The organism is Anaeromicrobium sediminis (assembly GCF_002270055.1).
Lineage (GTDB): Bacteria > Bacillota > Clostridia > Peptostreptococcales > Thermotaleaceae > Anaeromicrobium > Anaeromicrobium sediminis.
This window is the reverse complement of sequence record NZ_NIBG01000013.1, coordinates 21,939-47,854: the sequence shown is the minus strand read 5'-3', so window position 1 is coordinate 47,854 and position 25,916 is coordinate 21,939. Positions and strand designations below refer to the sequence as shown.

Sequence of the window (25,916 nt, the reverse complement as noted above, 5' to 3'; positions counted from 1 at the left end):
ATTGTAGAATCAATAGGTCGTTTCAATTAAGGTCTATTTTATATAACAGTTCTTTGTAATAAAATGGTGAATATTATCATTCCAAATAGAGCAAAGGGATAACTGGCCCCATAGCCTGTTGCCACATAATCACTATCAGATGAATCGATAGCTGCCCCAAGTCCAGGCGTACTTGTCATTCCTCCGCATATTGCACCTGATAGCATAATCCAATTTATTTTAAGGACATATCGTCCTATTAAGAATCCAATAAGAACTGCAAACAAAGAACATAAAAGGGCAACAAATAGTAAGATAAATCCCTCACCCCTAATATTAGTTAAAGTAGAATAACCATATCTAAGGCCTACAATAGATAAAAATATGGATAGGGTTAGATCTCTTATGGCACTTAGAATTTTAGTGTCCATTCTAAAATTCATGAAACCTATTTTTCCTATATGGCCTAGTAGTAGGGCAGAGACTAATACTCCACCTGTAGAGCCTAAACTAAAATAATTGATTGCAGGTCCTAAATAAATTTTTATTTGTCCTATAAAAAAACCTACTATACATACAAATAAAAAGGGCAGTATTTCAAAATTAAGATTGTCTAAATCTATCTTTTCTTTTTCATTATCCATTTCACGTATGAAAGAAATTTTCTCCTTTTCAACGTCAATTTTAAATATTATAGGTAAAAGCTGCATAGAGAATATAACTACTATTACTCCAGGAATATAGCCAACTGCATATCCAAGGCCTACCATGGATTCTGTACCTTTTCCTAAAGCTGAAACGGATTCAAGGGCGGCAGCTAATCCAGGAGAGCTTGTTAATGCACCCACATAAACACCAGATAATGCAAAAATATTTATATTTTTATTTAAAAGAGAAACAATATAACAGCTAAGGGCTCCTGTAAGGGTAATTAGGAAACCTAGTAGCATAAATTTAAAACCATATTTTTTTACTACCTTACCTATATCTGTGGAAGCTAAAAGACCTACAGATGCAATGAAGCAGATTAGGGTAAATAAAAATAATTCCTTTGGAACTAATCCATTTGAAAGTATTTTTTGTGCATAAGCAGGCATTGATGAATCATTAGTATATGGAATTACATATTTCTTGTAAGTAAACCATCCAATAAAGAGTCCTGTGAACAATCCACCTGAATTGCCTAGTTTGATTCTCTTGTATTGAAATTTACCTATAATTAGACCCGATATGACAGACATAAATATTAGTACAAATGGATCCGTGACGAATTTTACGTAATCAAAATTCATAAAAACATATCCTCCTTAATAAAATGAAATAAAAAAATCTCCCTTATCACAAGAGAGATTAGTTACAAATAGGTAGTGAAAATAGGCATGGCTATTTTACATAAGACCTTATCATAACACCTCCTCATCCTCGTGAGTAATTACGGCGTTTATCTTTATGGCAGGTCTCCTGACTTAAGATCATCATAAACCTATACCTTCCCATTTTTAAATAAAAACAGTGGTATAACATAGGTTTACTCCCTATTACAGTGGCGGGACCGTGTTGGATTTTCACCAAACTTCCCTTTTAAATTTTTAGCCTGTAATTAAAAGACTAAAAATACCATAAAGTTCCGTATAGAATTGTTTAAAGTGATTGTATAACAAGAAATATGAAAATGTCAACAAAGATTCAATATTTGTAATATTCTTTCTTATGGCACGAAAGTTGTCTTTTTGTGCTAAATTCTTGTAAGTGAGTAATTAGAAGTTATAAGAGGTGTTTTCATAAAAAGTAAAAACTTAAAAAGTTAGATAATTATCAAACATAAAGTGGAACATTAATTATAATATTTCATTTTTTATGTAGATTAAGTGTTCCATAGATAGGGCTTGTATCATATATATGTATTAACCAGTAAGGAGTGTGTTTGCATGTATTATGATTTTTCAGTGGATACAAGTGACAGAAAGAATTATTTTTATTTATATAAAGAGGATTCTATTAGAAAAGGCATATACTTAGGTCCCATAATTGGACAAGGGTATATGGGAGAAATATATGTGGAGTTTCATAAAGTTAAAGTTAAGGATAAAGTTAATGAAGAACTTTATTATTTAACATTAGATTGTTCAGATAAACTCATAAGTAAATATTTATTTATTAGTTCAGAGGTAAATGATGTATTTAATATAGGTCATAAAGTTAAAGTTAATCTTAAAGTTAATGATGAAGTTGAAATATACCTTTATTCTCATGATGGACTTAAAGTAAATGAGCATGTAGTTAAAGTTAAATTTAAAGTTCAACATGAAGATGAAAAGTTTTCATTAAAGTATAACTTTTGCCCTAATGCCCACAAGTAGGTTGAATAAGCCTTATGTGGGTATTATTTTGCTTAAAAGAGGAAAAATAAGAAAAAATTAGAATATAGAAAGTAACTATATAAAACAGAGGTGAAAGTATGAGACTAGAGGAAAGAATTACTGATCTTAAAGAGGACATAATTAAAAGTACCCAAGAAATAATTAGGATTAAAAGTGTAAAGGCAGAACCAGACGGGGACATGCCCTTTGGTAAAGGGGTAAATGATTGTTTAAATTATGCCCTTAGTTTATGTGAGAGTTTTGGATTTAAAACTAAGAATGTGGACAACTATGCAGGTTATGGGGAAATTGGTGAAGGTAGTGAAATGATAGGAATACTAGTTCACTTAGATGTGGTACCAGAAGGAGATAACTGGACATATCCTCCATATGAGGCTAAAATTCATGATGATAAAATCTATGGACGTGGAACTATAGATGACAAGGGGCCTGCCATAAGTGCCATATATGCCATGAAAGCCATTAAAGATAGTGGTATTCCACTGAATAAGAGAATTAGAATAATATTTGGTACAGATGAAGAAAGTGGATGGGAAGGAATTAACTATTATCTAGAAAGGGAAGAAGTTCCTACTATGGCTTTTACACCTGATGCAGATTTCCCTGCTATCCATGGAGAAAAGGGCATATTAATGTTTGATTTAGTTAAGAAAATAAATAGGGAATGTAGAGTGACCAAAATAAAGGGTGGTAATAGACCTAACATGGTTCCTGATTATGCTGAAGCTCACGTTAAGGATTTAGACTTAAATTTAGTATATGAATATGGAAAAAATAATAATATCAAAATAGATGCAGGAAAAGAAGGAGATACTACTATAGTTAAATTCTATGGAGTATCAGCCCATGGAAGTTTACCAGAGAGTGGTGACAATGCCATATCAAAATTAATGGTATTTTTAGATACTTTAGATATGAATGATGAAGTAGGCCAATTCATTAATTTCTATAAGGACAAAATTGGTATGGAATACTATGGCCAATCTATAGGCTGTGGATTTGAAGATAAGGAATCAGGAAAATTAATATTTAATGTGGGAGTAATAGATTTTAGTGATGATGAAATTAAAGTATCTGTAAATGTTAGATATCCAGTTACATATGAAAAGGATGCCATATATGATGGTATGAAATCTGTTACTAATACATATGACATAGATATAGTTGAGACTGATTATATGGCACCTATATACATGCCAAAGGATCATGCACTAATAGAGAGATTGATGAAGGTATATAGAGAAGAAACAGGAGACAATAGGGAGCCAATAACTATAGGTGGAGGAACCTACGCTAGAAGTATGGAAAATGCAGTAGCATTTGGACCATTATTTCCTGGGCAAGTAGAGCTTGCTCATCAAAAGGATGAATATATAGGTATAGATCATTTGATGAAAATGACTGTCATATATACAAAGGCTTTAGCAGAATTATTAAAATAAACTTATATGTGTTAAATTAAAATAAAGTTGGGAAATATACGTATAACGATAGGTTGTTATACGTATATTTTTATAAATAATAGTGGGAATCTATTAAATTAGGAATAAGGGCTAGACAATATAATTGTAATTGACAAAAATAAAAAGAATGGATAAAATGAAAGAGCGATTAGCATAAGAGGTGAAATAATTTGGATAAAAAAGAAATGATTATGGAAGCAGCTTTAAGGTTATTTAATGAATTTGGATTCCATGGAACACCAACTTCAAAAATTGCAAAAGAAGCTGGAGTTTCCAATGGAACACTGTTTAACTATTTTAGTACGAAAGAAGAGTTAATTAATACCCTTTATTTAGAGCATATAACTGGATGTAGAGACTGTGTTTTTAAAGAACTTAATAAAGATTTATCAGTTAAAGAAACTATGAAATATCTGTGGGCTAATGCAATTAGATGGCACCTTAAGCGTCCAGAGATGTTTAAGTTTATGGAACAATTTGCTCACTCACCATATATTAATAATATTGGCAAAGAGAAAAAAGAAGAGCTTTTTAGATTTGCACATGGTTTGGTAGATAAGGGAATTAGTCATGGGATGTTTCGATATAAGAATACAAAGTTAATATGCTGTTGCATGGAAGGTGCACTAAGCCATACTACTAGATATTTGTTGGAAAATGAGAATGAAGATATGGATGATGTTATAGAAGAAAGTTTTAATATGTTGTGGCAAGGTATTGGCCTTTAGGAATTATAGGAGTAAAATCAATAAATAGAGTTAGTGAAGGGATAATAATTTTTTGTTTTGTGGTGACTGATTAGTCAATCATAAATTGTTTTTTTATAGAAATTATAATTTAAATAAATGGAAGGAGGAATATATAATGTAAACAGATTGAATGTATTTTATAAAACATTGGATAGTAATTACCACAGAAGTATAGTCAATACATAAAATTAAATGATGACTATTATTTTTTTAAATACATAATGACTGATTAGTCAATCATTATGTGTATATTCTAATTTTGTGATTATGTAATTTTTAAATATATGAATAAAGAGAGGGTGGAATAATGATAAAAAAATTCTTAGCAATTTTTATGGTTAGTAGTATGTTGTTATCATTGTCAGCATGCGCAAAGGCAGATGGAATAAAACCAGAAGAAAAAGTAAGAGCTGTGAAAGTACAAAAGATTGAGGAAACAAAGAACTCTGTTTCCCTTAGTTATATTGGAACGGTAGATTCTAAAAGCATTATAGATTACAGCTTTAAGACAGGTGGAAAGCTTGCTAAAGTTTATGTGGAAGAAGGAGATAAGGTAAAAAAGGGAGATATATTAGCATCATTAGACATGGAAGATATCAATCTTCAATTAGATGCTGCAAAAGCAAATTTAGTATCGGCAGAAGAAAATGTAAAAAAAGCTGAAGATGCTATGAAGTATAACGAAGATCAGTTCAGAAGAATGGAAAAATTATATGAAGCAAGTAGTTTATCAAAATCCCAATATGAGCAAATAAAACTACAAAGGGACACTTCAGTAGCCACATACAAGCAAGCCAAATCCCAATATGATGCTACAAAAGTTAATTATGAAAATACTCTTCTTAATCTTGATGGGTCAACCATCTATGCAAAAGAAGATGGAATTGTTGTAGATATCCCCCATGAAGAAGGAGAAAGAATTGCACCTCCTGCCATGTCCTATGTGACAATTGTTCAAGTAAGGAGTATGGAACAAATCATTAATGTAGGAATAGCCCAAAAGGATTTAAATAAAATCAATACAGGTATAAAAGCTACTATTGATATAGATGGAGAAATGGCAAATGGAGTCATTACAAATATTGATGAAGCGCCAAATCAAGCAACGAGAACATACAACGGAGAAGTATATGTTAAAGATAAAAATTATAGGTTAGGATCTATCGCCAAGGTATCTTTCCATGTGGGAGAAGAGAATGGAGTTTGGATTCCTATGCAGTCCATATTTTCAAATGGAGAAGATTATGTATATGTTGTAAAGGAAGATAGAGCTTTCAAGAGAACTGTTACACTCCTAAAAAATAACGAAGATAAAGTAATGATAAAAGGAGTAAAACCAGGAGAACTATTAGCTATAAGTGGAATGAAAAACTTAAATGATGGTTCAAAGGTAAATATTGTAGAATAGGGGGAATTGTCATTGAATAAATTAATAAAGCAACTCATAAAAGAAAGGACAGTTACCCTATTCTTAGCAGTGATTATTGCATTTTTAGGGTCATATGCTTACTATGTATTGCCAAGACAAGAAAGTCCTGATGTATCCTTTCCAGCAGCTATGATCATTACTCCTTACCCAGGGGCATCACCTAAAGATGTGAAGGATTTAGTAACTAGTAAAATAGAAGATGAATTAGCAGAACTTGACGGAATAGATGAAATTCAGGGAATATCAAACCAGGGATTATCTATTATTGTACCAATGTTTACCGCAAACACAGATTATGATAAAGCCATGCAGGATGTAAGAAATGCAGTAGCAGATGCAGAATCAGAACTGCCTAATGGAGCCTTTGTTAATGAAATCAATACGGATATTGTTTCCACAGCAGGTATTATCATCAGTCTTTCAGGAGAAAATTATTCCTATGAACAGTTAGCATCCTTTGGAGAATTATTTAAAGATGGATTAACAGGAATTGATGGTATTACAAAATTCGAAATCGAAGGGGAAGTAGATAAGGAAGTAAAGGTAGATATAGATGTGGGAAAGCTTAATCAATTAGGCTTATCCATAGAAGATGTAAATAATATTATTCAATCACAAAATATAGAAATTCCATCTGGAAAAATAGAGTATAAGTCTGGAGAGATTACGGTTAAGACTCCTGGAATATACGGAAACATAGAAGATATAAAGAATACAATCATATTCGTGGCAAGGGATACGGGAGTTGTAACGAGATTATCTGATATTGCAAATGTTTATATGGATCTTGAAGATGGTGTAGAAAAATACAAGCAAAAGGGATTAAATACAGTACTTTTAACAGGATATTTTGAAAAGGGCAAAAATGTCGTTATCATAGGAAAAGATGTACGTGTGGCCCTAGACAAAGTAAAAGGACAGTTACCTGAAGATTTAATTGTTGAGGAAATTATCTATCAACCAGATGACGTGGCAAAATCTGTTAATGATTTCATGATTAATTTAGTAGAAGGTATTGTACTTGTTGTAATTGTTGTATTTTTAGGAATGGGTCTTAGGAATGCACTAGTTGTATCTACAGCTATTCCCTTATCTATACTCATGACCTTTGGAGTAATGTATTTAATGAAAATATATATACATCAAATGTCTCTAACGGCATTGATTGTTGCTCTAGGTATATTAGTAGATAATGCCATAGTTATTAGTGATACTATACAAGTAAAGATAGATGAAGGGGAAAGTAGACTAGATGCAGCCTATAATGGTACTGCCGTATCATCTATTCCTATTTTTACGGCAACACTTACTACCATTGCAGCATTTTCACCGTTACTAGGTATGCCTGGAGCTGCTGGTAAGTTTTTAGGATCTATTCCTAGAGTGTTGATTATATCCATTATTGCAGCTTATATTGTATCCATGTTCATCACACCGGCTATGTCAGCAATTGCCTTTAGACCAAGTAAAAAGAAAAGTGATAAAGAGGGGACCCTAAGATTATTTTTCAAAAATACATTAAAGACTGGATTAAAATGGAAAAAAAGTACAATTGCAGTAACATTTTTAGCCTTAATTTTAGTTATGAATGTATTAATGCCTCAATTACCATCAGAGTTCTTCCCTTATGCGGATAAGGACATTTTATATATAGAAATGAATACGGAAATAGGTGGAAGCATAGATGCTACAGAAAAATTAACAGATGAAGTAGTAGAATTGTTATCTAAGGAACCGGAAATTACAAATTATACAGTTTCCGTTGGAAATGGTCTACCAAAATACTATATAACAGTACCAGTGGCAACTCCTTCTCAAGATTACGGGCAGATGCTTTGTAAATTTGATCTAGGAGATAAAAAGAATAGAAGATTTGAAGATAAAGTTGTATTTCTGAATTATATTCAAAATAAATTAGATGCAAATATTTCTGGAGGGAAATGTAGTGCTAAACTTCTTGCAAATGCCAAACCAGCAGAGGCAAAGGTCATATTGAGACTTTCCAGTGATAATTTAGATAGATTAAGAGAAGTAGCTAATTTATTAAAAGATGAAATAGGAAAAATACCGGGAACCACAAATGTTCGTCATGACATGAAAGATAAGACCTATGAGTTAAATGTGGATGTGGACGAAGATATAGCAAGTAACTTAGGCATATCAAAATACGATATACAAAAACAAATTAATGTTGCATTATATGGAAGTACCTCTTCCGTATTTAGAAGAGATGGTAATGAGTACAACATTAAAGTAAAAGGTGATATTCATAGTGTGGAGGAGCTTGAAAATTTAGGCATAAAATCTTCCATGACTAATAATAAAATACCACTAAAACAGTTTGCTAAGGTTACTTATAGCAAAAAAGATGATACAATAAAAACCTTTAACAGAGAGCAAACGGTGGAATTACTGGCAAATGAACTGCCAGGATATAGTCCAGCAACTATAGAAGACATTATAGAATTTGAACTTCTACCAACACTAGACACATCAGGAGTTAAGATTGATTTTGCAGGTGAGCGTGAAGATATTAGCGAAAACTTTGGAATTGTAGGATTGCTAGCTGTATTTGCCATGTTCATTATATATGTAATATTAGTTATTCAATTTAAATCATTTATGCAGCCTCTAGTTATAATGATTACCATACCATTATCCCTAATAGGCTCAGTAACAGGATTATTTATCTTCAACAAGCCTCTGTCATTAACGGCCTTTTTAGGAATCATAGCATTGATTGGGCTAGTTGTTAAAAACGGTATATTGTTAATAGAATATATTAATGATGCTAGAAAAAGAGGAGATAGTATTGATGATGCGTGTATAGATGCAGTAGGAAAGAGATTTAATGCCATCATCCTTAGTGCAACAACTACAGTAATAGGTCTTGTACCTTTAGCCTTATCAGGAAGTGGGTTATTTGGACCTATGGCCATATCCCTTATGTTTGGTCTTATGGCATCTACATTCTTAACCATGATTGTCATACCTGTTGTATATAGCTTGGTTGAAGGATTCATGGAAAAAATGAAAAATAGAAGAAAAGCTGTAGCACAATAGTGATTATTAAAATGTATGGGAGGCCTTCTTATGGGAATGAGAACTGAAATAGAAAAATCAATTAAACTTCAACAGCAGATACAACAAAATAAAAAAGATCGATTAAAAGATTACTTTGATAAAAATATGGAAGACCAATATATAGCCTATGTAAAAGAACATATTATGCATACGATCATTACTGCTGACAAATTAAGAAAATATAGTGTGACAGTAATTCCTTTTCCAAGTATAGGGCTATACTTTGATATAGGTACGGAAAAAATTGTGCGAATAATTAAATCTACAAAGCATTACTTTGAAGGGAATGAGATAGAAATTGATATTATAGATAAGTTTCCAAATCCTAAGCATGTGGAATATAAAGTTATTCTATAATTTCTTTTAAATAGCAACTGTAAAGAGAAAAGTAGAGAAGAAATTATTAATGAAAATGTAAGCTCAAGAGAAATAGGCGCGTAGCAATTATAAAGCTATACGCCTATTTTTATGCATAATAATATATATTAATTTAGTAATAGGTATTTTAATTATCTTGGACAAATATGAATGAATTTTGTATGATAGATTTATAGTGAAGAAGTTCAAATGAAGAAGAATTAGGAGATAAGTTAAATACAGAAAACAATTAAGGAGATATCAATTATGGGTAAAATAATGATTGTTGACGATGAAAAAGATATCATTTATATGATTAAAGACTTTACAAAGATTTATGATATTCAAGTTGTTGAAGCTTTTAGCGGCGAGGAAGCGCTAGAAAAATTTGATGATACAATTAGTCTGTTAATAATTGATATTAATATGGATGGAATGACAGGAATAGAACTGTGTAAAAAGATTAGAGAATCCAGCAATGTGCCTATTATGTTCTTAACTTGTAAAAATTCTCAAAGTGATATAATACTTGGATTTGGAGTTGGAGCAGACGACTATATAACAAAGCCCTTTGATCCAATTGAGTTAATAGTTAGGGCAAAAGCCAATATTAGAAGGTATATGGATTATAATAAAACGAAAGCTGAGATAAATGATGATATTATTTCTTTTAATGATATAAAAGTGTTAAGAAATAGTTATAAGGTTTTAAAAAATGATGTGGATACAAATCTTACAGCAAAGGAATTTAAACTACTATTATATCTTATTGAAAATGCACATCTAGTTTTAAGTCATAACCAACTACTAGACAACGTTTGGAATGACAATTATTATGACAAAAATGTAGTTACTACAACTATAAAAAGACTTAGGAAGAAAATTGAAGACTATCCAGATAACCCCTTATATATAAAGACTGTATGGGGAGTAGGGTATGTTTTTGAAGCAAAACTAAAATAAAATGGTAGAGTGATAAGAATGTTGAAGATAATTAAAATTAGAACAAAGATTACCACTACATTATTATTGGTAGGTATTGTGACGGCTCTTTTTATTAGTGTTGCCAGTTTAATTGTATTATTAGATACCACTTCCAAACAAGCAGGGGAAATTGGTTTGGAATCTGCCAAATATAATGCCAAGATCATCGAATCTTGGATAAATGAAAGGTCGGCTATACTAAAGAATACATCTGCTCAGATTTCAAGCTTAGAAGAGTTTGACGAAGAAAAAATTCGAAAAATACTCTACACTTCCAGCAAGGCTTATGAAAGTTTTTATAGTATATTTATAGGGTTTGAAAACAATAAATTGATAGATGCAATGGGTTGGGAACCGCCCCACAACTATCATGTTTCACTTAGGCCCTGGTATCAATTGGCTATTGAAAGAGATACTTTAGTAAGTACACCCATTTATTTGGATAAAAACAAGAATCAATTGGTCACTTCAATAGCTAGTCATTTAAGTGTACAAAATACCAAAGGGGTAATTGCAGCAAACATCCCAATAGATGAAATTATAAATCAAATTGGCGACATAAGTTATGGAAATACAGGATATGCCATATTAGTTGATGAAAAAGGTCATGTCCTAGCTAGTCCAAACAAGGACTATGTTATGAAATCTATTAGTACACTATTTAATAATGTTAGTAATGACACATTAGAAAGTATTAATAAGAATAGCTCTGGAATTGAAACAATAATATTTGAAGGAAAAGAACAATTTCTTGCCCATTCTCAGATAAAACCCTACAACTGGAAAATTATATTGACTGCACCAAAATCAGAATTCCATAGGCCTATTAGAGATATGCTCACATATTTTTTAATAGTACTTTTTATATGTATAACTATAATAATTATAACGGGATTCATGGTTGGAAAGTCCATATCAAAACCAATAGAATCACTCATTAAATCCATATCCCTTTTGGCCAATGGAAACCTATCCAATGAAATAAATATTGAAACTAATGATGAAATTGCTATTTTAAGTACTGAACTGGATAAAATGAGAACTAATTTAAACAAAATATTTCAAAGTATGAGATATGAAAGCAATTTGTTGGCAATGAATACAAAAAAACTATCTGTTCACCTTGAAGAAACTTACAATAGTACTTTAGACTTTATTTCTTTATTATCCCACGACTTAAAAACCCCAATAACCTTAATTAAAGGCTATGTAAAGGGACTAAAGCTTGGAATTATTGAAGAAGAAAATAAAAAAGCTGAATATCTTGATAGAATACATTCAAGAGCTGAGCAAATAGAAAATATAACTTCCGACATCTTAGATTCGGCCTATGAAGTAAACAAGTCACTTATTTTAGGTAAAAGCTCTGTATATGCGAAGGATTTTGCTAATGAACTATTAAAAAATGCTAAAAATTATATTGAAAACTCCAATAGAAAATTTAAAGGGAAAATACATATACAGGATACTTCCACAAGAATAAATGTAGATATAATAAAAATTAATAGGGTATGGGATAATTTAATATCAAATGCTATAAAATATTCTATACCAGGTACTGAGATTAATATATCAATAATAGAACACGGAAACTTCATCAATTTTATCGTTAAAGATAATGGAATCGGAATTAAAAAAGAAGAATTTGAAAAAATTTTTAACATGTTCTATAGGGTGAATGAAAATAGAAGTACAAAGGGCTATGGCCTAGGTCTTTTTATATCTAGAGCCATCATTGAAGCCCATAAGGGCAAAATATTTTTAGCCTCTGAATACGAAAAAGGTACAACTATAAACTTTAAAATACCTATTTGTCATAAAAATGACACAATTAAACTATAATTGTGTCATTTTTATTTTGTATCATTAATATACAAGAATATTCTGAAAAATAAATATAATAAGGAGGTTTTTTTCATGGTTGATTCAAAAGCTAAAAAAGAAGGTAAATTTAAATTTCCCCATGCATTTGTACTTCTCTTTGCAATTATAGTTTTCGTTGGCATCCTAACTTATATAGTTCCTGCAGGAGAATATAACAGAATTGAAGTAAATGGTAGAAAAGTTGTAGATCCTACAAGCTTCCATTACATTGATAATACCCCAGTAGGAATTTTCGACGTTTTTATGGCAATTCCAAAGGGAATTCAATCCGGGTCATTTTTAATAATTATGATATTAATCATAGGTGGTGCAATAAAATTATTTGATGGAACAGGAGCCATAAGAGCTGCAATTTTAAAACTAACGGATACTATAGGTGAGGAAAAGGATTCATGGGTATTAGCTTCAATTATGGTCTTCTTTGCATTCCTTGGAGGTTTTCCTGGCATGCTGGAAGCTGCCATTCCATTTGCTCCCCTTTGCATAGGCATAGCCCTTACACTAGGCTATGATGCCTTAGTAGGTATATGTATTTCATTAGTTCCAATTGCCATTGGTTGGACAGCGGGTCCTTCAAACCCATGGACTGTAGGTATTGGTCAAAGCGTAGCAGAACTTCCAATGTTTTCAGGATTTGGTTATAGGTTAGTCGTACTTGGAGTACTTTTAACGGCTTCAATAGCATTTGTATTGAGATATGCAAAAAAAATAAAAAGTGACCCTACCAAGAGTATTGTATATGGTATGGATACAAAGCACTTAATAGAAAATAACCATGAAAAAGTAGAATTTACTTCAAGACATAAATTAATACTACTTACTTTTATTGGTACAATTATTTTCATAGTAGTGGGTGCACTGAAATGGAAATGGGGAATTCCTCAAATGTGTGCTACCTATATAATAGGAGCCATAATAGGAGGTAAATTTGCTGGATACAATAGTGATAAGATAGCTGATGAACTCTTAGAAGGTGGAAAAGCAATATTTATTGGAGCTATGGCTGTAGGTGTAGCCAGAGGTATAAATGTGGTTATGACAGACGGACATATTGCAGATACTATTGTTTACGGAATATCATCTCTATTAAAGGGAATGCCTCCTGCTATAACGGCTGTTGGTATGTTTGCAGTTCAAACTTTGATTAACTTCTTTATTCCTTCAGGTAGTGGGCAGGCCATGGTAACTTTACCAATACTTATTCCAGTAGCTGATATAATACATTTAAATAGACAGATAGCTATATTGGCTTTTCAATTTGGTGATGGATTATCAAACCTTTGTTACCCAACTGTAGGAGGTTTAGTTGCTTTCCTAATCTATTCTAAAATATCTTTTAACAAGTGGTTTAAATTTATTTTTCCTTTTATGATTATGGTATGGGCGTTGGCCATATTACTACTAATAGGAGCTGCACTTATAAACTTTGGACCATTTTAAGTAGTTGAAATTTGTTTCATGATTTTATTTTACAAGAAGAATATGAATAAATAAGAAGATGTATAATGGAGAACTTACTCTATCTTGCATCTTCTTTTTACTGGAAATATTAATTTTTATTGACACAACAAAAAAGAATTGATAACATAATAGAGTGACTAGTCGGTTTGGGTGACAACCAATTATAAAAGGAGAAGCAAAACAAACATGTCAATAAAAATAAGAAGTAATTATAAAAGGAGAAATAAAATAAAGATGTTATTAATAATTATGTCTTCAATACTTATACTAATTTTAACTATGGGAGTATTATTCATGGAATTTTCTCCTCAATTTGGAGGAAAACTTACGGAAAAAGACTACGAGAGGATTAAGAAATCCAAAAACTTTCAAAAGGGTAAATTCAAAAACATTGAAGATACTCATTCTATGACAAGTACTGATTTAAGGTGGATTATTGAGTATTTTACTAGTAAAGACACAACCCCTAACTTTTCTGTTCCAGTTGAAAACAGTAATTTAGTTTCTTACAATGAAGATCAGGGAGATAATGTTAAAGTTATATGGTTTGGACACTCTGCTTTATTACTTGAAATTAACAATAAAAAAATATTTTTAGATCCAATGCTAAGTGAAGTGCCAGCGCCACATCCTATGTTAGGATCAAAAAGATTTAGTACTAATCTTCCAATGGGAATAGATGAAATTCCAGAATTAGATGCTGTAGTAATATCTCATGACCATTATGACCATTTAGATTATGTGTCTATCAAGAAGTTGAAAGATAAGGTGAAAATGTTTTATGTACCACTTGGTATTGGTGCACACTTGAAATCCTGGGGAGTAGAAGAGACAAAAATTGTGGAGTTAGATTGGTGGCAAGAAGCAAAATTTGAGGAATTAACTTTTATTTCTACTCCATCACGCCATTTTTCAGGAAGGGGATTGTTTAATAGAGATAGTACCCTATGGTCTTCTTGGGTTATAAAAGGGAAAGACGTAAATATTTTCTTTAGTGGTGATTCTGGATATAGTGAAAGTTTTAAAGAAATCGGTGAAAAATTTGGTCCCTTTGATTTAACTATGATTGAATGTGGACAGTATCATGAAGCGTGGTCAAAAATTCATATGATGCCTGAAGAAACTGTAAAGGCTCACATTGATCTAAAAGGGAAATTATTATTACCAATACATTGGGGAGCTTTTAAATTATCATTGCACCCTTGGGACGAACCTGTTGAAAGATTACTTAAAGAGGCAAATTCTTTGAATGTTAGTGTGACTACTCCTAAAATTGGAGAAACTGTAATTTTGGGAAAATCAGTACCTTCCTCAGAATGGTGGAAAAAGTAAAATGTAGTTTCAAGCATTGATTAATATTTTAGCGTGATTCTATGAACAATTTGGAAATACATTAAAATAAGGGAGAATCTAAAAAAGACTATTAAAATAATAAAAAGCCTAGAAAATCTGTAGTTAGTGGAGGGAAAAAATGAAAATATTCTATTTAACTTCAACAGGCAATAATTTGGCTATAGGAAAAGAACTTGGTGGTGAACTGTATTCAATCCCTAAAATATTAAAGAAAGGAAATCTTGAATTTGAAGACGATCAGATTGGAATAATCTTTCCTTGCTATTATTTAGGGACACCAAGAATGGTTCAAGAATTTCTTCAGAAAGCAACATTAAAATCAGAGTATATTTTTGGAATAATGTCATATGGCAATAAGGCAGCAGGGGGATTAAATCATTTTAAGAAGATAGCTAATGAATATGGAGTTAGGTTATCATATCTAAATAGCATTCTCATGGTGGATAATTATCTGAAGCTGTTTGATATGGAAAAACAAAAACTCAATGAACCTAAGAAAAAGATTGATGAAAACCTTGCAAAAATAGTTGAGGATATTAATTCAAGAAAAAAATTCATTAAGAATACAGGATTTCTGACTAATACATTAACAGATGTTGCTCAGATCGTATATAAGAGAACTCATGGTAAAACGGATAAAAACTTCACTGTTGAGGATAGTTGTAATGGGTGTAAAATGTGTGAAAAAGTATGTCCAGTTGAAAATATTAAGGTTAAAAACAAGCCTGTGTTTTTACATCATTGTGAGGAATGTTTTGCATGTACCCATCACTGTCCTCAAAATGCAATAAGAGTTAAAGGTGAGAAGAGTAGAGAAAGATTTATTAATGAAAATGTCAAGTTGAGCGAAATAATTAATGCAAATAATTAGCACATCTTGATTAAGTTAATTTTACAAGAACAATAAATAAGATGCATAATGAAGAGTTTACTTCATTATGCATCTTATTTTAAATACAAGTAAAATTATTTGTAATCCTTTAACCCATCTTTAAAAAGGTGAATGATATTTTCATTTTGATCTAGTCTGTAAATTCTAGCTGGGTTCATATTACTATCCCAATCAATTCCATTCCACCATATGGCTATTTTTATATTTTTAAATTCTTTAATACTACTAAACATTTCATTAATCCATTCTTCCTTGTTACCACCTACCGAATTTGACCCAAATTCTGTAATCATAAAAGGTTTCTTGAAATGCTTCATATAGTCATTATAAATAGGTATATAAATCTCATTAAAACCTCGCCACTTTTCACCCCTATAATATGTGCCCGTATTGTATCCTGTAAGTCCTACTATATCCACATACTCATCTCCTGGGTAATAATTCAAATAATGATTCCATTTAAAACCTGGAAAGGAAATATCATGGGGGTTCCATACCCAAAGAACATTATCTACTCCATTAGACTGGAAAATTCTATAGACATATTTCCATACTTCTTTAAATATATCTGGATCTTTAGAATAATAGTAACTAGAATAGGAACACCAATCTCCATTCATTTCATTATTTAAGCGAAACATTATAGGGTGTTTAAATGATTTTATATCTTTTGCATAGGAATTTAAAAAAATATCATATTTTCCCTTTAATATATCGTACATTACACTAGAATTATCTGTACCATCTAAATGCATTGTTTGAAGGGTTAATACTACATGTCGATTATTATTATGTGCATTTACCATTTCTTCCATGGGAAAACCACCACTAGAAAAGCATTGATATTTAACTAAAAATTTAAATGAATAATTGAGTTTTTTCTCAAGGGCATTTAGAAAATCAAAGTCCTTTGGGGCTGTATTTTCATAAATGCCCCATTTGAGGCCGTTATTTTCTAGAAAGTACTCTTTGAAAAATGAAATGGCTTCTTCATTTAAAATTTTATTTTTATTTTTAAATGATATATTTGTGCTAGCATTATTCATGTGTTCATTTTTATCTGAGATCTTAAAACTCCTTATAATATTCATATAGTCACGGCTAGTTTTAAAGGGTTTTGAAGATTTAATAAAAATTGTATAAACTTCATATTTGTTATTTATAATTTCTGCACTTACATAATAGTTTTTATCATTTTGTACTTTAGTAAGTTTACTACGTTTCCACTTTAATAAATGAGTTCTTTTACCATTTACATAAGTAGTTTTTTCAAGTTCTTTTATATGATCTTTATTGTTTTTTAGAAATTTATTACTATAGTTCATATAAGCAAGAGGTGAAGAAACAGTATTTTTAAAGTTATCATAATATATTTCTATTTCCACATCTTCATTAGCAATAATAGTTTTTATATGTCCAAAGGAGTTATGAATGTCCATATCATCAGGGTATTTTAAAGTATAACCTTCCTTTGGATTTGTATATTTAACATATTTATTAGTATAGTATATGAAGCTAAATATAGCTAAAATAGATAGTATGAATAGGCATAAAATAAAAAATACTCTTCTAAAATTCAAAAGTCATCCCGCCTTTACTGGATATGTGCTTATTTAAAGTTATGCTCATTTTCATATATTAATGTTATATGGACATTATTCTATTCTAATAAAATTAAAGTAGGACAGGGAAATTCCCCTCTCCTACTTTAGTTATCTATTAAAATAGTTCTACTTTCTTCATGCCATTTAATATTGTAATTAAATCCTTCAAATACATATTTTAGAGGAATATAAGTCCTTCCCCCTTTTATAATAGCCTTTGTATCCATTTTTAGTGTTTCATTATTTATCTTAATATACTCCTCGCCTAGAGGGATTTCAATAGTTGTATCACCATTTTGAGCAGTTACAATATAATCTTTTTCATTAAAAGAAATTTGTGCATCTATCATTTCAAGAGGTTTTCTTATAGGCATTAAGGTTCTATTATTTTCGTCAATGAATGGCATTCCCCTATTTTCATCTTTTTTAAATGTTAATTCATGGCCATTAATAACAAAATATATTTTTTTGTGGAATTCATCATTAGACATGGAAGAGACTTCATCTATAGTATCATTTATTGCCTTTAAAAGACTCAGATCATCAGTAGTATCTTCGTTAATATCAAAAATCATAATACCAGATGCATTTTTAAGGGCAAGTCTAGTTTTTTCTTTTATTGTATTTATACCGTTATAATAAGAATCTAGAGAATCTCCCTTTGCATAATCTCTATAGGCATTTGCTCTATCTTCTTTTACTAGATCCCTATATTGCTTCCAACTAGGTCTAGCATAAAAGGGAACTCCTATTACTATTCTTTCTCTTGGGATACCTCTATTTATCCAATAGCTTATGGAAGTACCAGCAAACCAAAAAGGACTGTGTTGGTCATTGTTAGCATCATAAGCCATTATATTTATCCAATCAATTTCTTTTAAACATTTATCTGTGATAGCCTTTGATACAGCAGGGCCTTCTGTTTTAGACCAGGCACCATTAAGTGCGGCCGTTAAGTATTTGTCTTTTTCTTTTAACTTTTTCCCTAATTCTAATATTAGACTTTCGTAATTTTGAGAAGACTCTCCTAAAGCTGGATATTCCCAGTCAATTTCCACTCCATCCAGGTCATATTCATCTACAAATTTTATTATATTATCTATAAATCTTTCTCTAGTTTCACTGGATGCAGCCATCTTTTCAAAGGTAGGATCAAGGGGAATATTTTTATAAGACCATCCTCCAACAGCTATTAAAATTTCCACATTGTTTTTATGGCTTTTTTCTACTAATTCCTTTAGTTTTTCCGGTTTTTCAATTCCTACTAGAGAACCATCTTCATTTGGAATTAAAAAGGCATATATTATGTGAGTTAACTTATCAAATTGAACATTTTCATCAATAGGGCATTCAAATATTTCAGAATAATAACCTACCACTTTAAAATTTTTACTATCTTTAGGAAAAGCATAGCTTTCACTAAAAGATAGAGATAAAATACAGGTAAATAGGAGTATAAATAGGAAAAATCTTTTAAATCTAATCATTTATTAGTCACCTCCAGATTGTGTTAGTACAGTAGATGTGTTGTCATAAACTCCAATAAACATATCCTTATAAATTTTAACACACTCTTAAGTTTTTTACATATATTTCCTTTTGACTGTGATTGTAGAACCTATTTTAGAATATTAAAATCTAATTTAGTTTCATAAAAAAACAATATAAATATAAAATAGCTATGGAATAATTCCATAGCTATTTTATAAAACTATTGATTTTGTAAATTATAATTATTCATCATACCAGGACCAAATCCACCTCTAAATCCTGTTCTATTGCCATACCCTCCATGACAACCGCCAAAGCCCATGCCAGGTGTATTAAATCCATTTTCATTATGCCATTTTTCCATGTAATCTAAGTGTTCGTTCCAAGCTTCTGCTTGATCCTTAGTTAAATATCCATCTTGGGCGGATTGGTTAACTTGCTCCTTTCTCCATTTAAGCATATCTTTGTACCACTCAGGGGTTTCATTTGTCTCTGCAGCAAAAGCCATTGAAGCAAAAGTAAGAGTAAGTAGTGAAGCAATGACAATCATAGTTAAAATCTTTTTCATAAAAATTCCTCCTTTAACATGTATTTGTTATTTAAAATTATTATAAAAAATGATTATGGAGGAATTATGAAGATAAAAGTATTTTATTTCCATGTCAAGAAAATAAATTTATATAAAGTGATTGGCAGTAAACTTGCATAAATAGATTTGTATGAAAGGAGGGGCAATTTTGAAAGAAATTTTTATTGTTGGACATTTTAGTATTTATTTCTTTGGTATAACAATAGCTCTAGGAATACTTACTGGATTATGGATTATGATGAGAGAAGGAAAGAGAAAAGGTTTAGATAATAATAAGCTCCTTGATTTAGGAACTTATTCAATTATGGCTTCCTTAATAGGTGCAAGATTGTACTATGTTATAGCATTTAACTTTGATTATTATTTAAAAAATCCAAAGGCAGTATTTTTCGTGCGAGAAGGTGGTTTATCCATACAGGGAGGATTAATTGGAGGCATATTATTTGCCCTATGGTATACAAAGAAAAACAATATATCCTTTTGGCGTGCTGCTGATGCCTTTGCTCCAGGAATTATTATTGGGCAAGCTATTGGAAGGATAGGTTGTGATGTATTTGGAATTCCCATGAAAAGTATATATCCATGGGGAATAAAAATAAATGGTCAAATACTACATCCAGCCCAATTATATGAATTATTTTTAGACCTAATCCTATTTACGTATCTATGGAGAAAAAGAGATAAAATCACATATAATGGACAGTTATTTATAGAGTATATTATTGGATTTTCACTTATAAGAGGGATTGTAGAATTCTTTAGATCAAATCCTATTGTGGTTGAGCCTTTTACTATAGCTCATATTACTAGCCTTATTATTATAATTGTGGCAATTTTTATAAGTAGAATTATAAAGAATAAGGAACAAATAGATGAGAAATATGTATCAAATAACACAGTAACTGTGTCAAATGGCGAATATCTATTTACATTAATAATAGGAATTGTGGGGGCAGGGATCTATTATTATATACATTAGTCTATAAGGAGGAAATAAATGACTATAGGCGATAAAGTATTAATTATTTCAATACTCATTTTGAGTATTGTAGGGATTGTATCTTTACCAGTCCTAGGATCTAATAGTAATGAAAAATATGTAGTCATTAAGATTGAGGATAAAATAATAAAGAAAATATCTATTGAAAAAAGTGGGCCAGGTAAGATTTATGATTTTCAATTTAATAATAATACAGGACACATAGAGGTGAAGGATGGAAGTGTTAGAATGTTGAAAATGGATAAGGCTATATGTCCTAAAAGCATATGTTCACAAACAGGTTGGATTAATAAGGAATATGAAAGTATTGTTTGCCTACCAAATAAAATCATGGTAACTTTTCAGAGTAATTCTGAAGAAGAGTTAGATATAATAACATATTAGGAGGAGATTAAATGGTTAATTTAAACAAGAATAATAAAGAGTGTAATGGTAATAATGATGTAGAGAAAAAAGGAATGATGAAACATGGGGCAATGATGATGTTATGCTGCTTATTGCCAATTCTTGTCATAGCAGGCCTACCCTTATTCGGTATAAAAGGAGGTATATTATCATCCCTTGCATTTTTATTATGTCCATTGCTTCATATAGGCATGATGTTTATGATGATGAAATCAGGAAAAAAAGGATCTTGCCATGGAGGACAAAAAAAATAATAGCTAATTTTAGGATGAATTGACTGGAGATGTAATATGAAGAAAAAAATATTTATAGGGATCTTGATTATATGTTGTATAATTTCTTTTAGTATATATAAAATCTATAATTTTACTATTAATGAAAAGGAAACTGTCATTTATATTAAAGAAGGTTCAAGCTTGTGGGAGGTATCTAGAAATCTAAAGGAAAATAATATTATTTCCTCAGATAAGTATTTTGTCCTATATGCAAAATTAAAAGGTTTTGAGAAAAAGATAAAGACGGGTAAATACTCTTTGCCTGGAAAAATTAAATTACAAGAACTTTTAGAGATACTTGAAAAACCAAGTGTTGAATATGTTGTTATGACATTTCCAGAGGGGTATAATCTGTATCAAATTGCATTTAAATTAGAGAAAAATAATCTAGTGAATAAAGAAAAATTTATTAATGCAGGTTTAGACATATTAAATAAAAATACAATGGTTATGGAAAGAGAATATGTATTTTATCAGTTAGAAGGATATTTGTTTCCAGATACTTATCATATTCCTATAGGATCTAGTGAAGAAGATATTATAAACACTATGTTTAATAAGCTTCAAGACGTATTTTCTCAAGAGCATCGTATGCGTGCAGAAGAATTAGGCCTTACCATTAATGAGATTATTACAATAGCTTCTTTAATTGAAAAGGAAGCAGCTAATGATAAAGAGCGAAAGGCCATAGGAGGAGTAATATATAATCGACTTAAAATAGGAATGCCCCTTCAAATAGATGCATCAGTTATATATGGAAATATGAAAGGTACTGGTAATATAAGTAGAGTAACATATGATGATCTCAAAGTTGAATCTAAGTATAATACCTATTTATTTAAAGGACTTCCACCTGGTCCCATAGCTTCACCAGGCAAAGCTTCTATAGAAGCTGCCCTTTATCCAGAAGATAATGATTATCTATATTATGTCTTAGGAGAAAATGGTCACGTATTTAGTAAAACCTATAAGGAACACTTACAAAATGTAAATAAATATATAAAGAATAAAACTTCCAAGTAAAATTACTTGGGAGTTTTATTCTTTATATATTTATTTAGCTGTAGGAAATCATAATAGGATTGTGCCATTTGCCACAGCATATCCTATGATAAATTTATAATCCTATAGAAACCAATTAAAATAGTATGCTTTAATGTTGGCATGAAATGTGCTTATATATTTTATGGGATTATATTATATGGCAAAACACAGATTAGAAGTGTTATTACTAATAAAAATGAAAGTGCTATAGTTTAAGGTTTTGCTTTTATAAAAAACTTGATTATAAGCCTAATTTAAAATATGAGATTTAAAAATAAGGAGGACAAAAATGTCACATTCCAAAACACAAAATAAAATTGAATGTAGTAATAGAGTATACTTATATTTAGCCATGTTTTTAATAGGATTTTCATTATTTTTGTATGAAATACTATTAACTAGATTATTTTCTGTTATTCTAAGCGTAAATCTAGTATTTTTAGTAGTATCATTTGCTATTTTAGGGAGCGGTATTGGTGGCATATATACGTATAAAATCCTAAAGGCAAATAAGAAAATAATACCAGAACATTTATTGAAAAAATATTCTGTTTGGATACCCATAAGTATTTTATTATCTATTGGTGCCATGTATTATCTTCCATTTATGAAAATTAGTATATTATATGCACTTATAGGTGCCATTTCCTTTGTAATGGGAGGGATTGTCATCTCAAGTATGTTTAAAGAAAATGAAAAGAATAGTAATAAACTATATTTTATGGATTTAGTAGGGTCATCCTTAGGGAGTTTGGCAGTGATACCCTTAATGAATCAATTTGGATTTATGAGAAGTGTTGTGGTGGTATGTATTATGTCTTTAATTGCATCAATCCTAATTTATGTTCATTGCAAGGAGTATAAAAAGATGCTTATTTTAGGATTGTGTAGCCTATTGTTAGGAGCAGGTTTCATGGAAGCTAATATAATAAAGCAAATGGAAAAGCCCTTTAATGCATATTATTTAAGCCCAAACACTCTAATCAGTTATTTAAAGGATAGTAAGGAAAAGCCAAAAGATATTCCCTTTACAAAATGGGATGCCATTTCAAGGACAGATGTTATTGAGACCACTAATGAAAATGAAAAAATCATTGTTACAGATGGTGGAGCATCAGCTCCTATTATTAAATTTGATGGAAATATAAAATCTATAGAGCACCTTAAAAAGAAAGTAAATTATATCCCCTTCGCATTTGGAAATAACCATAATACCCTGGTAATTGGCTCTGGGGGAGGAAAGGATGTTTTGTTTGCTCTATTAGGTGAAAGTGAGAATATAGATGCAGTGGAGATTAATACTTCAACTATTGAAGCTGTAAATAGTTTTAGGGATTTTAGTGGAGACATTTATAATAGACCTGAAGTAAATGTATATAATCAAGATGGTAGGAATTTTATTGAAAATAGTAACAAGAAATATGACAATATATACCTTTCCATGGTAATGACAAATGCTATAGAAAATACTATGTATTCATTATCAGAGAATTATATATATACCTATGAAGCAGTTGAAAAATATTTTGGCAATCTAAATGAAAATGGAAAGCTAAGTTTTATGATGCATAATAATCTAGACCTATTAAGGGTCGTAAATACAGGAATAGAAGTGTTATTACATAAGGGGGTGAGACAAGAAAATGTTACAGATTATTTTATTATTGTAAATGGGATGGACAAACGACATAAAAATAATCATAAAAGCAATGTTAAAATGCCCCTGGTTATTTTTAAATCAACTCCTTTTACAGAAGAAGAAATAAATATTGTTAGGGAAACTGCAAAAGTTCAAAATAGAGAGGTCATTCATTATCCAGGTGGTGAGAATGAATTATATAAGCTACTAAAGGATAAAAAAATAACCTATGAAGAATTGTTAAATAAAATCAACTTTAATGTTAAATCTATTAAAGATGATAGTCCATTCTTTTACAACTATACAAAAACTTTACCTGCCCAGATTCAATATGTTTTTTGGGGAATACTATTTATTTGGTTTCTAATAAGAATAAAATATGCAAATAGAAAAGAGCATAAGGAACCGGTTAAATACTTTATGGGTTTAGGAATAGCTTATATGTTAGTAGAGATTCCAACTATTCAAAAGATGATATTGTATTTTGGAAACCCATCCTTAGCATTTAGTGTTATGTTATTTAGTATTTTAGTAAGTAGTGGTATTGGAAGTGTTTTGAGTGGTCATAAAAAGATAAAAAACTTTACAGACAAATCTCCAATGTATCTCCTACTAACTGGAATTGCAATTGTTATTATACAACTAAATCTGAGTAACATAATGAGTATGACAAGTGATTTGGATTTAATTTAACAATTTATATGGGTGCAATCATATACCTGTTATTGTATATGATAAATCCATTAGGAAAGAAGGCCTCAGGATAAAGGAGTGAAGAAATGGGGGAAAAGGTACTGAATTATAACCTTCTTAAACAAATCAATGCTCTTAGAAAACAACTGGAAGATAGATTAATATTAAACAATAGGATAGTAGATGAAAAAACAATAAAGTTAAGTGAAGGATTAGATATATTGATTGTAAAGTATTATAGAGAAAAGAATTATTAACAAGTGAAAATATGAGGAGGAACAAATGATTAATAAAAAAATAATTGCTGGGATTATAAGTTTAAGTTTATTGATACAACCTATTATAGGAATGAGTGCCTATGCACACTCTACTAATAATACAACCCAGATACTGAAAAAAGGAGCAAGGGGTCAATCTGTTGTAACAATTCAAAACAAATTGAGAGAATTAGGCTATTTTAATGGTAAAGCAACAGGATACTTTGGGAATATAACAAAGACGTCAGTTCAGAAGTTTCAAAGGGAGAACAATCTTTCGGCTGATGGAGTTGTAGGGGCAGCAACATTAAATTTGCTAAATAGTAAAAAAAATAAATCTATTCAAGTATCACGAGGAGCAAGTCGTTCACCAGTTTCTGAATGGACTTGGTTTGGAAAAATAAAAGATATTATACCTCGAGGGACTGTTGTTAAAGTTACAGATGTTCAAACAGGTAAACAGTTTAATATAAAAAGAACTTATGGAACTAACCATGCAGATTCAGAAACATTAACAAAGGAGGATACGGCAATTATGAAGTCACTATACAATAATCAGTGGTCATGGAAAAGGAGACCTATTGTTGTAGAAGTTGCTGGTCTGAAAATTCCAGGGTCAATGGCAGGTATGCCCCATGGTTCAGATTTTATAAATGGCAATAATATGGATGGACATTTTGATGTTCATTTCTTACTAAGTAAGACCCATAAAAGTAATAGGGTTGAGCCTAAACATCAAAATGCCGTTAGAATTGCTAGAGAATTTTTAAATAAATAATGAAAGAATAGTACAAGGATTGAAAAATCTATAAAAATAGTTGATTAGAACTTTATTAAAAAATTGAGGGTATGCAGAATTCGAAATTTAAAAGATGATTCTGCAATACCCTTAATTTTTTTGAT

General features: G+C 30.5%; 22 protein-coding genes and 1 riboswitch. Of the genes, 18 read left to right on the top strand and 4 right to left on the bottom strand.

Annotated features, from left to right (window positions below):
* Window positions 1–38: 38 nt before the first annotated feature.
* Window positions 39–1,271, bottom strand: a complete 1,233-nt coding sequence (locus CCE28_RS14210) for an aspartate-alanine antiporter-like transporter (RefSeq protein WP_095134395.1) — start codon at window positions 1,269–1,271, stop codon at window positions 39–41.
* A gap of 142 nt (window positions 1,272–1,413) precedes the next feature.
* A riboswitch (cobalamin riboswitch) is annotated at window positions 1,414–1,616 on the bottom strand.
* Window positions 1,617–1,907: 291 nt separating this feature from the next.
* Here CCE28_RS14210 and CCE28_RS14205 point away from each other — a divergent pair.
* The 11 genes from CCE28_RS14205 to CCE28_RS14155 all read left to right on the top strand — a co-directional run bounded on the left by CCE28_RS14205 (window position 1,908) and on the right by CCE28_RS14155 (window position 15,995).
* On the top strand, window positions 1,908–2,339 hold the full coding sequence (locus CCE28_RS14205) for a hypothetical protein (RefSeq protein ID WP_095134394.1): 432 nt from the start codon (window positions 1,908–1,910) through the stop codon (window positions 2,337–2,339).
* Window positions 2,340–2,437: 98 nt separating this feature from the next.
* Complete coding sequence (pepV, locus tag CCE28_RS14200) at window positions 2,438–3,802, top strand: dipeptidase PepV (RefSeq protein ID WP_095134393.1); 1,365 nt, start codon at window positions 2,438–2,440, stop codon at window positions 3,800–3,802.
* Between the two features lie 191 nt (window positions 3,803–3,993).
* Window positions 3,994–4,551 carry a TetR/AcrR family transcriptional regulator gene (locus CCE28_RS14195; RefSeq protein ID WP_095134392.1) on the top strand — a complete coding sequence of 186 codons (558 nt, stop codon included), beginning with the start codon at window positions 3,994–3,996 and terminating at the stop codon, window positions 4,549–4,551.
* Window positions 4,552–4,879: 328 nt separating this feature from the next.
* The gene (locus CCE28_RS14190; protein ID WP_095134391.1) at window positions 4,880–5,980 is read left to right on the top strand and encodes an efflux RND transporter periplasmic adaptor subunit; all 1,101 of its coding nucleotides are present in this window, start codon (window positions 4,880–4,882) and stop codon (window positions 5,978–5,980) included.
* Between the two features lie 12 nt (window positions 5,981–5,992).
* The gene (locus CCE28_RS14185; RefSeq protein ID WP_176461837.1) at window positions 5,993–9,064 is read left to right on the top strand and encodes an efflux RND transporter permease subunit; all 3,072 of its coding nucleotides are present in this window, start codon (window positions 5,993–5,995) and stop codon (window positions 9,062–9,064) included.
* Between the two features lie 30 nt (window positions 9,065–9,094).
* Window positions 9,095–9,442 carry a hypothetical protein gene (locus tag CCE28_RS14180; RefSeq protein WP_095134389.1) on the top strand — a complete coding sequence of 116 codons (348 nt, stop codon included), beginning with the start codon at window positions 9,095–9,097 and terminating at the stop codon, window positions 9,440–9,442.
* Window positions 9,443–9,709: 267 nt separating this feature from the next.
* Window positions 9,710–10,405, top strand: coding sequence for a response regulator transcription factor (locus CCE28_RS14175; protein WP_095134388.1), 696 nt, complete (start codon window positions 9,710–9,712; stop codon window positions 10,403–10,405).
* Between the two features lie 18 nt (window positions 10,406–10,423).
* Window positions 10,424–12,268: a sensor histidine kinase gene (locus tag CCE28_RS14170; protein ID WP_095134387.1), complete on the top strand. Its 1,845-nt coding sequence runs from the start codon at window positions 10,424–10,426 to the stop codon at window positions 12,266–12,268.
* Between the two features lie 75 nt (window positions 12,269–12,343).
* Window positions 12,344–13,750 (top strand): YfcC family protein, encoded by a 1,407-nt coding sequence (locus tag CCE28_RS14165; RefSeq protein WP_095134386.1) that lies wholly within the window; start codon window positions 12,344–12,346, stop codon window positions 13,748–13,750.
* A 315-nt stretch (window positions 13,751–14,065) separates the two neighbouring features.
* Entirely contained in the window at window positions 14,066–15,103 is a 1,038-nt protein-coding gene (locus CCE28_RS14160) for an MBL fold metallo-hydrolase (protein WP_242972986.1), read from the top strand.
* 139 nt (window positions 15,104–15,242) lie between these two features.
* Window positions 15,243–15,995, top strand: coding sequence for an EFR1 family ferrodoxin (locus CCE28_RS14155; protein ID WP_095134385.1), 753 nt, complete (start codon window positions 15,243–15,245; stop codon window positions 15,993–15,995).
* A 95-nt stretch (window positions 15,996–16,090) separates the two neighbouring features.
* On the opposite strand, the gene CCE28_RS14150 is transcribed toward CCE28_RS14155, so the two are convergent.
* The 3 genes from CCE28_RS14150 to CCE28_RS14140 form a co-directional block, all read right to left on the bottom strand.
* Window positions 16,091–17,596, bottom strand: a complete 1,506-nt coding sequence (locus tag CCE28_RS14150; RefSeq protein WP_095134384.1) for a glycoside hydrolase family 26 protein — start codon at window positions 17,594–17,596, stop codon at window positions 16,091–16,093.
* Window positions 17,597–17,724: 128 nt separating this feature from the next.
* The gene (locus CCE28_RS14145) at window positions 17,725–19,107 is read right to left on the bottom strand and encodes a glycosyl hydrolase family 18 protein (RefSeq protein WP_095134383.1); all 1,383 of its coding nucleotides are present in this window, start codon (window positions 19,105–19,107) and stop codon (window positions 17,725–17,727) included.
* Between the two features lie 224 nt (window positions 19,108–19,331).
* Window positions 19,332–19,679, bottom strand: coding sequence for a DUF2680 domain-containing protein (locus CCE28_RS14140; protein WP_095134382.1), 348 nt, complete (start codon window positions 19,677–19,679; stop codon window positions 19,332–19,334).
* 169 nt (window positions 19,680–19,848) lie between these two features.
* Here CCE28_RS14140 and lgt point away from each other — a divergent pair, with 169 nt between their 5' ends.
* From lgt to CCE28_RS14105, 7 genes are all read left to right on the top strand, one after another.
* A complete protein-coding gene (gene lgt, locus CCE28_RS14135; RefSeq protein ID WP_242972985.1) occupies window positions 19,849–20,679 on the top strand; it encodes a prolipoprotein diacylglyceryl transferase in 831 nt (276 codons plus the stop codon).
* Between the two features lie 18 nt (window positions 20,680–20,697).
* The gene (locus tag CCE28_RS14130; RefSeq protein ID WP_095134380.1) at window positions 20,698–21,084 is read left to right on the top strand and encodes a NusG domain II-containing protein; all 387 of its coding nucleotides are present in this window, start codon (window positions 20,698–20,700) and stop codon (window positions 21,082–21,084) included.
* A gap of 11 nt (window positions 21,085–21,095) precedes the next feature.
* A complete protein-coding gene (locus CCE28_RS14125) occupies window positions 21,096–21,359 on the top strand; it encodes a DUF2933 domain-containing protein (protein WP_242972984.1) in 264 nt (87 codons plus the stop codon).
* A gap of 36 nt (window positions 21,360–21,395) precedes the next feature.
* Complete coding sequence (mltG, locus tag CCE28_RS14120) at window positions 21,396–22,403, top strand: endolytic transglycosylase MltG (RefSeq protein WP_095134379.1); 1,008 nt, start codon at window positions 21,396–21,398, stop codon at window positions 22,401–22,403.
* A 310-nt stretch (window positions 22,404–22,713) separates the two neighbouring features.
* Window positions 22,714–24,756: a spermine/spermidine synthase domain-containing protein gene (locus CCE28_RS14115; RefSeq protein WP_095134378.1), complete on the top strand. Its 2,043-nt coding sequence runs from the start codon at window positions 22,714–22,716 to the stop codon at window positions 24,754–24,756.
* A gap of 86 nt (window positions 24,757–24,842) precedes the next feature.
* Window positions 24,843–25,013, top strand: a complete 171-nt coding sequence (locus tag CCE28_RS14110; RefSeq protein WP_095134377.1) for an aspartyl-phosphate phosphatase Spo0E family protein — start codon at window positions 24,843–24,845, stop codon at window positions 25,011–25,013.
* Between the two features lie 25 nt (window positions 25,014–25,038).
* On the top strand, window positions 25,039–25,791 hold the full coding sequence (locus tag CCE28_RS14105) for a peptidoglycan-binding domain-containing protein (RefSeq protein ID WP_095134376.1): 753 nt from the start codon (window positions 25,039–25,041) through the stop codon (window positions 25,789–25,791).
* Window positions 25,792–25,916 lie beyond the last annotated feature (125 nt).